The organism is Lysinibacillus sp. FSL M8-0216 (assembly GCF_038595555.1).
Taxonomy (GTDB): domain Bacteria; phylum Bacillota; class Bacilli; order Bacillales_A; family Planococcaceae; genus Lysinibacillus; species Lysinibacillus fusiformis.
On sequence record NZ_CP152007.1, the window covers coordinates 1441621 to 1454888 of the forward strand.

11 protein-coding genes are annotated in these 13268 nt (G+C 34.2%); all 11 read right to left on the reverse strand.

Annotation, left to right across the window (positions count from 1 at the left end; genetic code table 11):
• The 11 genes from MKX57_RS06775 to MKX57_RS06825 all read right to left on the reverse strand — a co-directional run bounded on the left by MKX57_RS06775 (position 1) and on the right by MKX57_RS06825 (position 13266).
• On the reverse strand, positions 1–927 hold the full coding sequence (locus MKX57_RS06775; protein WP_342550863.1) for a LamG-like jellyroll fold domain-containing protein: 927 nt from the start codon (positions 925–927) through the stop codon (positions 1–3).
• A 1-nt stretch (position 928) separates the two neighbouring features.
• Positions 929–2152, reverse strand: a complete 1224-nt coding sequence (locus MKX57_RS06780) for a discoidin domain-containing protein (protein ID WP_342551114.1) — start codon at positions 2150–2152, stop codon at positions 929–931.
• Between the two features lie 32 nt (positions 2153–2184).
• On the reverse strand, positions 2185–3648 hold the full coding sequence (locus MKX57_RS06785) for a discoidin domain-containing protein (protein ID WP_342550864.1): 1464 nt from the start codon (positions 3646–3648) through the stop codon (positions 2185–2187).
• Positions 3649–4803, reverse strand: a complete 1155-nt coding sequence (locus tag MKX57_RS06790; protein WP_342550865.1) for a discoidin domain-containing protein — start codon at positions 4801–4803, stop codon at positions 3649–3651.
• Positions 4804–5871 carry a hypothetical protein gene (locus MKX57_RS06795; RefSeq protein WP_342550866.1) on the reverse strand — a complete coding sequence of 356 codons (1068 nt, stop codon included), beginning with the start codon at positions 5869–5871 and terminating at the stop codon, positions 4804–4806.
• Positions 5872–5888: 17 nt separating this feature from the next.
• Positions 5889–6224 (reverse strand): hypothetical protein, encoded by a 336-nt coding sequence (locus tag MKX57_RS06800; RefSeq protein WP_342550867.1) that lies wholly within the window; start codon positions 6222–6224, stop codon positions 5889–5891.
• Between the two features lie 21 nt (positions 6225–6245).
• Complete coding sequence (locus MKX57_RS06805) at positions 6246–6845, reverse strand: hypothetical protein (RefSeq protein WP_342550868.1); 600 nt, start codon at positions 6843–6845, stop codon at positions 6246–6248.
• 126 nt (positions 6846–6971) lie between these two features.
• Positions 6972–7715 (reverse strand): hypothetical protein, encoded by a 744-nt coding sequence (locus MKX57_RS06810; protein ID WP_342550869.1) that lies wholly within the window; start codon positions 7713–7715, stop codon positions 6972–6974.
• A gap of 65 nt (positions 7716–7780) precedes the next feature.
• Complete coding sequence (locus MKX57_RS06815; protein WP_171365205.1) at positions 7781–8929, reverse strand: hypothetical protein; 1149 nt, start codon at positions 8927–8929, stop codon at positions 7781–7783.
• 27 nt (positions 8930–8956) lie between these two features.
• Positions 8957–9442 (reverse strand): PAAR domain-containing protein, encoded by a 486-nt coding sequence (locus MKX57_RS06820; RefSeq protein ID WP_216604595.1) that lies wholly within the window; start codon positions 9440–9442, stop codon positions 8957–8959.
• An 11-nt stretch (positions 9443–9453) separates the two neighbouring features.
• Positions 9454–13266, reverse strand: coding sequence for a phage tail spike protein (locus MKX57_RS06825; RefSeq protein ID WP_342532381.1), 3813 nt, complete (start codon positions 13264–13266; stop codon positions 9454–9456).
• Positions 13267–13268: the final 2 nt, after the last annotated feature.

A 13268-nucleotide genomic window follows, 5' to 3' on the forward strand; every position in this document is an offset into this window, starting at 1 on the left:
TTAATAGTTGTCCTCAATCATTGCTGTTTTAAAATCAGTACCAATAGGAATTGTAAACATTCCACCTTTTCCTAATGGTGTTCTGTTATTAGTTACAAGCTCATATTCAGTTGTAGGCTTAGTAAAATCAATTGGTGGTCTATCGACTGCTGAGTCAATCTCTCTAACTACACCACCTTGAGCTAACATCATATATTCTGCTGTGTTGGGAATCTCTTTTACACGAGCTGAGGTAGGAGATAAAACAAGGTTTTTATTGTCTGTTGTTTTAACGACTAAGCGTTTTTGTTCAAAATCAGAAGGAGAGAGAGCTTTGTTGTAGATTTGTAAATCGTCTACATTTCCCTTTAAAAATCTATTGGCAGTAGAAATGTACATAGTGGGAGATAGTAATTGCAAGGTAGACGAATGTTGAAAGTTTCCGATGCTATTAACTTTTTTAACTATTAGTTTACCATCTATATATAAAGAAAAGAACGATGCATCTTTAGCTACTAGAATATCGTGCCATTTCCCATCTGTATAACCACTGGTTTCAAGAGGTAGCTGTGATGCATTGTATGCATAGTATGCTATGCCGAACTCTCCTGTTGGTCTAATATACATATTTAACCCTGTTTGACCTGTAGTAAAGCTTGCTAAAGTACACAGGGGATGGCTGTTTTCTGTATTAACTTGCATTAACATTTTTAATTTAATGGTAAAGTCACCTGTAGGAATGATAGTACTAGAGAATAAAACTCTATGCCCCATAGCACTTGATGTTATAGCATTACCTTCACCATTCCAACCACCAACTCTTGTTGCACCTGTAACTGTGCCAACATAATTATTTAATCCTAGCTTATCATGAATATTTCCGCTAGCTTCATCAAAATCAAACCATGCGACACCATATTGTGCCATTAATTGCTGTGTTGTTGCCATATTAGTTCACCTCTCTTTTATATCCATACTTTACTTCAGTCCAAGAAATATATTGTCCACCATTATTAGATTTATGAGTTATTCTGAAATATCTACCTTCACTCAAAGATAAGTCTAGTTTTTTTGACGTTAATGGTTGCCAATCTGTTATATCGAAGTTACCTACAACATTCCATACAGCACCATCTGTTGAACTTTCTATCTTAAATTCCTTTGCCGCCTGTGTAATCCATGTTTCGTTTCTAGGTGTCAACTGCACAGTGTTGACCTTTCTTAATTCGCCAAAGTCTAGCATTAACCAAGAGTCTACAAAAGCATCTCTGTCTGTAGCCCAACAAGAGGTGTTTGTTGTCGATATATCAGAAATATTTCCGTCAAATGCTCTAAAAGGGAAGTAGGTGTATGGAGCTGTGGAAACATAAAAGCTACTGGCTGTAGCTTTTAGTGGACTAGGAAGCACATCAGAGATCATTTTAGTCTCATACCAAGTAAAGATAGGCTCAAAAATCTTGTTCTTTGCAAACTCTTTGATACTCAAAGTTTTAATTACCCCTACATCATGTGTAAACACTCCCACTGTACCAGCAACAGGTGTGTCATTAAAGTATCTGTGCTTAGTGAAAGGTACATCTAATTGAATAAACTTGCCTTGTTCAATACCATACTCAACAATGCTTTCATTTGTGCTGTCAGGAAGGTGAATGAGGGTTCTGTCTGATAGAGAGTATTGTTGATTTGTTGTTGGGTCTTGTAGTACAACTCCCTTCTCTGGTAAAGGTTCAAACATTTCCATTTTAGAAATATAGGTATATTCTGTGTTGCTACCCTTAGAGATATTTATTCTATATTTCTTATAAAAGTTCTCATTATTAAAATCGTATAGTTGCTTTACATTAATAACAAAAGATACTTGTGTTCTAGTGTCAAGAACAATCCACGCTCCCGATGCTTCATCGTACCCTTCAAAAGTCCAATTTAATGGAGCATATGCTACACCACTTTCCATCAATATAGAATACCTAATAATGCGTTTTGCTTGAGGGAATTCATATGACAACCAACTAGGACTCTCTTTATATTTACTACTCCAATATGCATTTTTAGCTGTTTGACCAAATACAATCCATGCTTGATAAGATGTGCTAAATTCACTGCTTGCAGAAACTACCCCAAAAGGAGCGGTATTGGAAGTCATTATAGGAATTGCACTAACATCTTTTATCACTACCAATTAAATCATTCCTTTCTCACTCAGCACTAATTAAAACTAATGCTGAGTGGTTTTTTGTTTACTTGTTTTGTCCAAAGACCTTGTTCATTTTTGGAAACACTATCATCTTGTAAGATGTAAAGTTCAGTAGGAATTGGTCTAGTTAAATTTGTTAAATTAACTTTTCCATAATTAATAATATTATCTGTTGATAATACAGGAACTTCAAAAAGAGTTAGTTTTTCATAGGAGAACAGAATTTCTCCTATTGCTACATAAGAATAACCATTATTATCTAATACTTGTATTCTATAATATCTGTATGGTTTATCGTTTTCAAAATCGAATCTTCTAGTTTCTACTTGCGCCCAATCAATTTGATTTCTAATTTGTGCAAGTGTATCAAAATTAACGCTGTCATTAGAACCAAGAATATTAAAATCTTTAACGTTATCAGTAAGAACACTAGAGTTTCGACCAGTCAACTCTAAAACATTTGCAATCTTTGGAGAAGAAGCACCATAGTCAATTTGAATCCATCCAACAATTGTGTTCCTTGAGCTAATCCAAGTGTCACTTGCATTTATAGCTGTACCATTAAATGCCTTATAAGGCTCATATCCTGAGCCATAGTGACCACTTGCACTAGCAACAAATGGTGTTGGCACAGTAATATTGGTCATTTTAGTTTCGTGGGTTACTTTAATTGATTCTAGCGAAAAAGTCTTACCATTTGCCCTAAGTAGAGTTGAACTTAAACCCCAAGAATAAGCCCAAGAATAAGAGCCTGCATAGACACCAATACCTAAATCTAGTTCACCATAGTTTGTAATGTGGTAACTTGAGTCAAATGTAACCCTGCTATATGTATTTTTTCTAGTTCCTTCATTATAAAATGTGAAATTAGTGACACAGTTTTCGATAGTAAATCCTTGACCTGAGTAACTTCCAACAAAATTCGCCTTAACATCAAATACGCAATTAGTGAACTTTGTAGTAGAAGTTCCATTATTTGAATAGGTAAAGTTTGGAATTAGGCTATCAATTTTAAATAAGCAATTTACAAGTTCTCCTTTTACAGCTCCTCCACCAAAACCACAAATAGAGTTTTGATAGTTGTTACCATTTCTATTACCTATTTTAAAGTCAAAAGTAATATTGTATGCTTTTGTTTCTGAATTTTGAAACATAATGCAATGTGTGTCTCTGCCACTATGTTTTGTGCCATCACATAAAAAGATGGTTTTTTCTTTTTGCCCAAAAAAATAAATCTCTTTATTTCCATCCCAAAGACCACCTGAGTCAAAATCTCCTGCAATTCTAGTAACATCATAAGTGCCTGCTTTTGCAAAAATAGCGTCACCTTTTAATGAACACTTAGATATGGCATGGCTGACTGTTAGAAAAGGAGAGTTATTACTACCATTGTTTGAGTCTGAGCCATTTAAGGAATCTACATAATAGATATTGTTGAATGTAAATTCTGTTTGGTTATTTCTAATAATTGGCATTTATTTCACCTCAGTTCTTATGCTTCTAATATCAAAATATTTCTTTAAATCTATAGTATTGCTGAACACTTTGCCAACTTCTCCAATATCTAATATGTCATTCTTTTGAGTCATTGCAGTAGGTTCTAATGTTGTAACTATTCTGTCAAGTAGGGGAGATAGGTTGTCCATACTTTTATCAAGGAAATCTGAGGAAGAGGGATTGATGTTTGGGAATGATTCCCAATAATAAGGTGCGTCAGGAGTAGCCATTTCATACATTTCAAATGAACTAACTAATGTACTGTAATTATAGTGGCTTAATCCAAATTGAAGCTTATAAAATAAATATTCATTATTATTGTTGAAACGATAAGTTTCTTTAGTGCTTCTGTTTGGGTGGTTGTTAACAGATAGAAGACTATCATAGTTTAAACCATCATTACTACCTAATAAGGTAAATTCTTTTATTCCATATGCACTTCCTGTAATTATAAGAGAATCTAATGCAATCTTATTTATCACTTTTGGAGAGTCAAACTCATATTGAAGCCATGATGGATTACTTGCACTAGAACCGTTATCATACCAATATGTTGAACTATTCCTATCAAATGCTTGCCATGCAGGATTATAAGCACCCCTAGCAGTTACTTTACCTGTTGGAGCAGTATTGCTAGTCATATTAGGTACTGCATTAATAGTTGTGTCTTTACCTAGTATCTTTGGATGGAATTTCTTGTACTCACCATTATGGTAAATCATAGATTTATCAGGAACAAGATATGTTTTTAAATAAACTTCACTTATAATGGTTGGGTAAGTTCCTCCACCTGATTCGTTGTTCTTTCCTTTTATTATTAACCTATCATTTTTTCTTATTGTTAACATTGGTAGTGGGTAGTCTACATTGTCATTAAAAGCTCCTATGAGTTTGTCATTTAGATATATCTCTCTATTAATGAAACCATAGCTACTTCTAACAACTTTTATGCCATCTATGAATAATTTTCCACCCTCTAAACCACTGAAAATAATGTCTATATTAATTTGAGCGTTATTTCCATAGGATAGATAGGTATTTTCATTTCCATCAAACACTTCTGAGTTTCCACTTAGTATGTTTCTTCTGTTACCATTTCCACCCCAATTATCATAGCTTGTAACAATGTCCATTTACAACACCTCTAATCTATCTATTCTTTGCCATTGGCTACGGGTGACTTTCTTTCTGTGTAAACTCCCTGTGTCTGACCAAGTTGAATCTACTTGTTTATCAAAAGTGTAGTCACGTTTAAGGCTTAATGAAGTTGTTTCATCTTCGTAGAAATCTAGTTCTCCAACACCTGCATAATCACCGCCATTTATCTCAGAAAACTTAATTCTGTAGGCAATATAGTTAGCCCTTTTTGAGGTTGGTACTTCATATATTTTATCAGTGTACCCTGTAGTCCAAACCTGATTAGTTTGTTTATCTAAGTCAACCCAAGTTCCATTAGTGCCATTTGTTGTGTCAATTGAGCCTTGAAGAACCCATGATTTAACCATTGTTGACAAAGCATTGCAACTTCTAATTTTGTATTTAGAAACTACTACGCCCCTTTTAATAAAATAAAAACCTAAGAATCCTGTTTTAACTCCTTTAGCAGAACAATATCCTTCACTCCTATCTGCTTTATCAAATGCGTACCATGAGTCATAATTAACGCTATATACGGTTTCAGCAAATGCAAAACCTTCTGTTGATGAAGTGTTTGATGTTAATTTAGGAACAACATTCCCACCTATTTTTACTGTCTTTTTTTCAAGAAACTCGTTGATATTAAAATCATTTTTAGCTACGAGAAAAACATCAGTTACAAACCCTGCAAACAAGTCGATTCGCACCTGAATGTACTGTTTTGTATCAGATTGAATAGTTCCATCTTCCGCAATAGCAACCCAATCTGACCAATCATAATTGTTTGATGAAACTCTAGTTAACACAGCGAATGAGCTTGCACCATTAACTGTGCTGTTTGTAAACACTTTCTCGAAGTCTTGAAATATATCTCCTAAATCAATCACATCAGAAGTCCAAGAGCCTTGCTCAACATAAATAGGATTTCCTTGACCATCTACATCAATATCTACTAATTCTAAATAGCCTGTGTTCTTATTGATTTTCGTTCTATCATGAGTTCCTGAAACACCGATAGATAAACCTATCTCTTTGCGCTCTAAATTTCCACCTATAATAGTCATATGAACATGCTCCTTTTTTAAATATTAATTATGTTACCATCTTGCCTATCTCCTGTATCAATAGATTCAATTCCACCAATAAAAGTAACAAAACTACCATTTACATTTGTAAATGAATTGTCTAATAATAGAACAATCAGCTTTGAGTTTTTGGGAGATTTTTTAATCTCTCCAATTTTGGCGTTTAACCCCTTGTTAACAAGATTTTCTACTAGCTTTTCAAGTGAGTATTTTCCTACTTCTATTGTGTAGGCTTTCTCAGTTGAAGACTCAAATAAAGATAATTTGTTGTTTGAAGTTGTTATTTCTAAGGAATCAGTTTTATCAAGAAGACGCAACCAAAATCTTTTCATTAGGTGTTTCCTCGCTTTCTATTATTTGATAGTCCAATTTAATTGACCTGCTTTATTAACCTCTAATGGGGCAGGGAAACGCTCTATCTCAACACCTCTTGATTTGAATACTAAGTGACCATTCATTGTTTTATTGGAAGTTAGCTTTACCTCAATAAATGGGTTTTCATCTTCTAAAGGAAGTGAAACAATAGGCTGTAAGAAGAACTGGACTCCGTCTTTTTTGAAGATTGTTTTATAGCCAAAATTAATTGACTTAATATTGGATTGCTGAATACCTTGTACATTATTGTAATCAGCGTAAGCTTCTTTATATGTGATAAGGTCTTTGTCTGCAAAGTTTGTTGTTAAATTGTAGGACTCTGATTGTTCATCAATGTACTCAATTTCAATTCTTCTACCATTTAAGTTGAAAGAACCATCGGACATTTCAAAAAAGAGCTTCATTCCTTGACCAAACAAACCAAAACGAATGACCTGATTTTTCTGAATCAAATAAAAATCATTTTTCTTATGCGTAAGTGGGTCATACTCGGCATAGTTTTTACCGTTTGCATAGTCAGCGTTCCAATTGAAAGGAATACCATATGCATGATTATTTCCTGATCTTGCGAATAACATTTTTATCAATCTCCTTCATTGCATTGAAGTATTTTCTTTTATAAGTTACATAAAAAATAGGGTAGGGGAAAAATCCCCTTACCCTGTATAATCACTATTTTATTTATTAAATACCATTTGTTACTTTTACACGTAACGGTAAGAAACACGTTGTACTAATAGGTTTTTGCCTGCTGACGCAGTGATAGGTACATCTGCGTAAACAGAAATCTTAACGAAGTTACCACCTGCTAGGTGAGCGTTAGTTCCGTTAACATCAGTTTTGTTTGCGTAACCTAAGATTTCTTTTGATGCAGGCGTTTGTAAAATTTTGATTGCTACAAACTCTGCTGAACCATCGAATACAGGATTTCCTTCAACTTTCACCCATGTTGGCTCATTTCCATCTGTAGTACCTGCTTTAGTCACTTTGTAAATGAAGCCGTTTGCTGTTGTTGGTTGAACATAAGTATCTAGTGTTAATAGCTTATTACCTGCCCAAACTTGAGCAGTAGAAGCGTTCACATTTGTTGTAGAGCCTGTAGTTCCTAATTCTTTCATACCACTAGGATTTTTTGTACCTACGCCACCTTTACCGACAGGAAGGAATGACTCCTCGTTTAAGCTGTCAACACGAACCCAAAACCAGTTGTCTTTAACAGCTTCTACGACAGGTGAATCACCCAAACCACCGTTACGGTCACGAGTTGTGAATACTACTTCTTCCATTTTAGAGCAATCATCAAGCGTATCTCTGTTATTCCAAATATAGAAAACCTTTGTAGCTGATTGAGAGTCAGCGTCAACAGTACCGTAGTTTACTGTGCTTTTAACCTCTGTTGCTTTTGTGTTTGTACCTTCATACCATGATACTACAGGTGCTTTTGTCATAAATAAATTCCTTCTTTCTAATAAATTGTTAGTGTAAATTGATTGTATTGAAACTTTAAATAGGATCATTTCAATGCTACTTTTACATTGACAGATAAATTTTGTGCATCAACAGAAAAAGAAGGGATGTATAGTCTAAACACATCTCCCTTCCTCACCAAACTGTCTCTTAATGTATATACTTGATTATTTAAATAACGATCTTCATCAATGATTACTGGGTTGACTGTAATATCCAACCAATCAATGAAGTTCGATGATTTTTGTATTTGAATAGGGGTAGGCATTGAACCTAAAATAGAAATCGATGCTTGAATATCAACAATTTCACCGTCCCAATCAAATATGATATGTGGGTCTTGAACGCCTTGCAAAATATCTTTTGGAATAATGAATACAATTGTTTTCTCATTTACAAATTCAGTTATATTTTGAAGCTTTACGAATTGTTCTTTACTCATTAATCCATTTATTACTTCGTTGGCTAAAGGTACATTTCCACCTAAGGCATCGATAGGAATCCAGGCCTTTCCATTCCAACGATAACGTATGCCTGTATCAAAAACCTGTGTTGTCCATCCAACTTCAGGATGGGGGAATTTTTTAGCAATGTCATCATATGTATGAATAAATGGTTGATAAATTAAAACTGTTGTTTCGTATGCATCTCTTACTAGTTCAGTTGCTTCATTAGCATTGTGAGTGGCAATTAAAGCCTGGTCAGTGGCATGATTGGATTCATTAATAGCAATGACCAGTTTTTTTAAGTATTCTTCATAGTTATCTGTTCGATCAATTAGATCTTGAACTTGTATTTTACTTCTTTCAATGATTTCGTGAAGTGTTTCGGTAGAATTGGTACCATCATAATGGACAATTCGTGTAGAGGGGTAAAGGATTAATCCTCTTCCTTTGTACACCATTGACATTGTTTCTGCTTCCTTCACTGCATGGAAATAAACAAAACCATTAGTATAGTCTACATAAAATTCATTTTTTTCTAAGTTGTGCTTGATGAATTTTTCATAATTAATTTCAAACATACCTGAAATTCTAACCTTATACATTTCATCAGGAATTTCTAATAAAAAAACACGTTGATTGACAACACGAGCGATATCTAGTCGATCGATGTAAGGGTCGTTGGGTGTTCCTTTTCGCCAAACGATATGAATAGGATTATTAAATTCTAAATAATTAGTAGGTAGTGACAATTTTCTCACCTCCTTTCCAAGTGAATTTTAATTGGCAAACACATTATTAGATCCTTCTTGTATAGAAGCACTGGAGCTTGCATGTGTTCTTACAGAATCACCTTTTCTAGCAAGCTGTTTACCACTAACAAATACCTTGGAACTACCTGAGCTTACAGAACCATTGGCACTAGAATGTCCACCGCTGACATAAGACCAGCCACTTGGAACAGTATATGAATCTTGTTCCTGTGTTTTGGCACCTGAAAATGCAACTTCCTTACCATTCACAAAAACAGTAGGTGCTCCATCATCAATGGTCCCTTCCACAGTTGCGTCGATATCTAGCTCATCATAGGGCGAGCTAGGTGGGATTTCGATACCAAAACAAACATCTCCCACCCAATAGCCTCCATAATATTGACCATCTATATATTCTGGAACACACTGGGGCTTATTAGGTTTCCTTACTTTAACGTGCTTACTAGCAATAGAGCTACTTATTTTATTACCTCTTACTGATACTTCAGGCATGCTAACACTCCTTAGTTTAGATCAATACGAGTACCATTTAATTTAATGCCTGTTGCAGACATAGTCATCGTATTACTTCCAAATTTTAATTCTAAAAGTGAGTTATTCATTGTGATACTACCGCTCCCACCTTTAATAGATACCGTCCTAGGTGAATTAATCTCTATAGATTTTGTGCTTTCAGTGTTTAAATTAATAGAGTGTTTTTCACCAGTTTCATCTATATACTCAGTAAAGAAACCTTGAGAGGTTTTATATTGCTTAGCTTTATTATTGTTAGTATTATTACCTGAACCACTACCCCAAATAGCAATAGGGTAGGCTTGTGATCCTGAACCCTCAAAATACATTTCATATTTAACATTTTCCGATGAACCATTTTTGGTAATAAATCTTAAAAATTTTTGTTTAATATGGACATAATTATCAGGGTCCTTAGGGTCATAAGTTCTGAGTCTAGTAACCGTCAAATCAGAGATAAAGCTATCATCGTCAGCTAATTCTTCAAGAATCGACTCATCTAGCTCACCATTCATAATGAAAAGCTTTCGTGCATACAAGTGTCCATCTTTACTGACCCAAAATCTAGGCTCATGTTTGACATCAATTGCAATACCCTCATTAGCATTTAGCCGAATTTCCTCACCGCTATTCCCATTAATAGTGATACCATCATTTTGGTCAAAGATGATCTTTTCACCTAAGAAACCATCAACTATTTTAAGGTTGTGCGTAGTTATGTCTTTTGCATAAAGTCTTCCATCTGTCCCTACGTAAAATTTCTTCTGACCATCGACATAAATGGAGATAGCTTCATTAGCATTTAATCTGATTTTTTCACCATTTTTCCCATTAATGGTAATACCTTCGTCCCAATCTAGAGTAATGGCATCACCTAAGTCACCATCTACAATTCGAAGATTTTTTGTTACCAATCCTTCGGCGTATAGTGTTCCGTCTTCCCATTTAGAGTCACCTAAAGTGGCAAATAGTTTACTAACCCATTTCCCATTTTCCCATTTCTGCAGCGCAAGTCCATTAGTGGCATTTAGATAAGCTCGATACTTACCATCATTCCGAACAGCGATAAAGCCAAAATCATTCATCATGAGATTGTTGTGATATCTACCCATTGTGAGACCTGAATAGAATAAGGAATCCTCAATTTCTTGTCTTAATCTAGTCGCTTCATCATAGTAATTTTTAAATTTCTGCACAAAAATACCACGATTCTCAATGGGACTCGTGGATTCTGTCAGTGGATCAGTCATATCAATATTTAAGAAGGATGATTCAAGGTAACCAGTATTTATGATTTTGATATAATTGGACATGTAAGTTGTTAACTCTACATATGCATTTTTTATTGCACTCGTCGAATACCTGTCTGTAGTAGAGTAAACGGTAGGGAAGGTTTGAGTTGCAGTATTAAAAGCACCGTCAATATCTGAAACATTATCTCTCTCACTCCGTATGTATTTTTGTGCCTGTTGAAGAAGCAGCTTGTAGTCTGAATGGATTTTATATAATTCTTTAATGAGCTCTAATTTTTCAAGCGTCGTTAATTTGCCATCAGCTACAATTTTGTCAAATAAACCAATATTAAAATAGTTATTTTCAGCATCTAAGATCACTTCATCAAGATTATTGACAATCTTAATATTCTCAGCAATCATGTTTCTAGAGTAGAGAGTACCATCTGTATTAGCCCATAACACCTTTTTCCATTCTTCATTATCTTTCTGACTCACAGAAAACCCTTCGCAAGTAGTTAATGCAACCCTTGTTACATCATTCCACGATATAAGTCCGAAGCATTCATGGTCCTGTGGAATTAAGTTTCCTTGTTCATCTTTTTTATTATTAGAAACTAACCCTAAATACATGGTTTCTTCACCATGTCGATTATAAATGGTAGTTCTTGAGCCCTGTGTTATCCATATACCAGATTCATCTTCAATCATCAAATTAACACCAGATATGATCTTCCCAAAAATACGCTCACCAAAAATTCCATCCTTTGAAATTGCGTGTTTCCATGACTCGCCATTATCGTTGGTGATAGCAAGAAATCCATTTTGTATAACAAGCCAGCTTAATGGATCTTCTAAATCTTTTACAATAATGCCACGTTCGCTTATTTCTATCTTCTGGTTATAACCAGCCATGACAGCATTTTTTAATGCATCCCATTTATTATTGATGATATCGTTAATGGCCCCGTTGTTCTGCTCGGACAAATTCCACTTCCATTTATCCATCTGAACAATTGTAGATGTATTGCCTGCTTTATTAAGCTGTTCTAACCAATTATTGTCTTCATCAAATTCATTTTCGATAACAAGAGAAATACTTTCATTTTCAAAGTCATGAGTAATTTCCGTAATTTTGGCTTTTATATCCACTTGTAATCTATCATATCTAACCCTAATAATATCTCCTAAACCTAACTTGTCCCAATCATTTTGGCATTCAACGATGGATAGAAAATCAATTAAGTTCATATCTAATCTGATTTTTGGCTCTAAATATTGTCTGAATACTTCCTTACCGTCTTCCATTAAGTCCTCATCATCAACAATTGAATCATTAGTATATTCTTTTTCTATTTCAAAATCGGATAGCTCGGCTAACTGCCCAACTGTAAAGTTATTTTCTCTAGTTAATTTTTCCTGTAACGCAAGTAATTCATTTACGTAATCAGAAAGCTGATAGTTTAAATCTCTAATAAAGGCTTCTTGAGTGGAGATCTCTAATCGTTTGGCCTCTAAACGTTGAATGATGTCTTGATGCTTTGGAGTTGAGGAGTGAAAATTTGCATTTGATAAATCTAATTCATCTTCAATAAGGACTCTTTGGGAATTCAGGGTACTTAGTTTTTGTTCCTCTGTTTGGATAATGGAATTTTGTGTAGTGACCATTGTAGTTAAATTAGTAAACTTCTCTGATAAGGATTCAACCAACGCCTGATAGTCTTCTAATGCAATGCATAAACCATCTGTTAAATATTTAGAATGACTGACAACAATCCCGTTTTCACGTTTGAAAGGGTAGAGGTAGTATCTGTAATCTTCGAGATAGGATTGACCGGTAGGATTTAATCGATGTATAGATAAGCCATCTTGTCCATACACTTTTAAGCGAGTGATTGTATCAATTGTGTTTGTCGCTAAATTGAATGACTCTAAATATTTTCCATCACGGAGGTGGAAGCCTTTATCTTTACCAATATTTTCGGGTTTATAGAAATTGATTTCATATTTTATTGAATCCCATACAATTAAAGCATTCCAAACTTTTGCTAAATCATAAATAATTTCTAAAATATTATTTGATGAAACCTCATAGCTTCGATAAACCTCCTCGAAGGAACTGTCAACATAGCCTAATTTCCATTTTGTATTTACGGAAGATAAAATATCAGTAATAATATGAGACAATGTTTTACTGACTACTTCAAATTGTCGTATATTTTTATCACTTAATTGGACGCCGAGTGACAAAGCAGTATAACTAATATACTCATCATCACTATAGGATTTACTGGATTCGTTCATTAAAAAGTATTCAGTGATTTGCCCATATTTCAATTTGAAAAGATACCTGTTTCTTATTTTATCAATATTTTTATTTTCAAAAGGAATCCCATCTTCCATTAGGACAGTAGGTATTTTAAATGAAATTTCATTTAGGACCGAAACCTTAGTACTATAATTGATATCATATGCCTCACTAATTCTGGCAATTGTTTTTTTATCTGGACTACATAAAAATATTCTTGCATCATCTGGTTTTAAACGGTAATCTATTACACCTAATTTCAATG

Coding starts and splice junctions, on each gene's coding strand:
- MKX57_RS06775 (WP_342550863.1), bottom strand. CDS start 927: ATGGCAACAACACAGCAATTAATGGCACAATATGGTGTCGCATGGTTT.
- MKX57_RS06785 (WP_342550864.1), bottom strand. CDS start 3,648: ATGCCAATTATTAGAAATAACCAAACAGAATTTACATTCAACAATATC.
- MKX57_RS06790 (WP_342550865.1), bottom strand. CDS start 4,803: ATGGACATTGTTACAAGCTATGATAATTGGGGTGGAAATGGTAACAGA.
- MKX57_RS06795 (WP_342550866.1), bottom strand. CDS start 5,871: ATGACTATTATAGGTGGAAATTTAGAGCGCAAAGAGATAGGTTTATCT.
- MKX57_RS06800 (WP_342550867.1), bottom strand. CDS start 6,224: ATGAAAAGATTTTGGTTGCGTCTTCTTGATAAAACTGATTCCTTAGAA.
- MKX57_RS06805 (WP_342550868.1), bottom strand. CDS start 6,845: ATGTTATTCGCAAGATCAGGAAATAATCATGCATATGGTATTCCTTTC.
- MKX57_RS06810 (WP_342550869.1), bottom strand. CDS start 7,715: ATGACAAAAGCACCTGTAGTATCATGGTATGAAGGTACAAACACAAAA.
- MKX57_RS06820 (WP_216604595.1), bottom strand. CDS start 9,442: ATGCCTGAAGTATCAGTAAGAGGTAATAAAATAAGTAGCTCTATTGCT.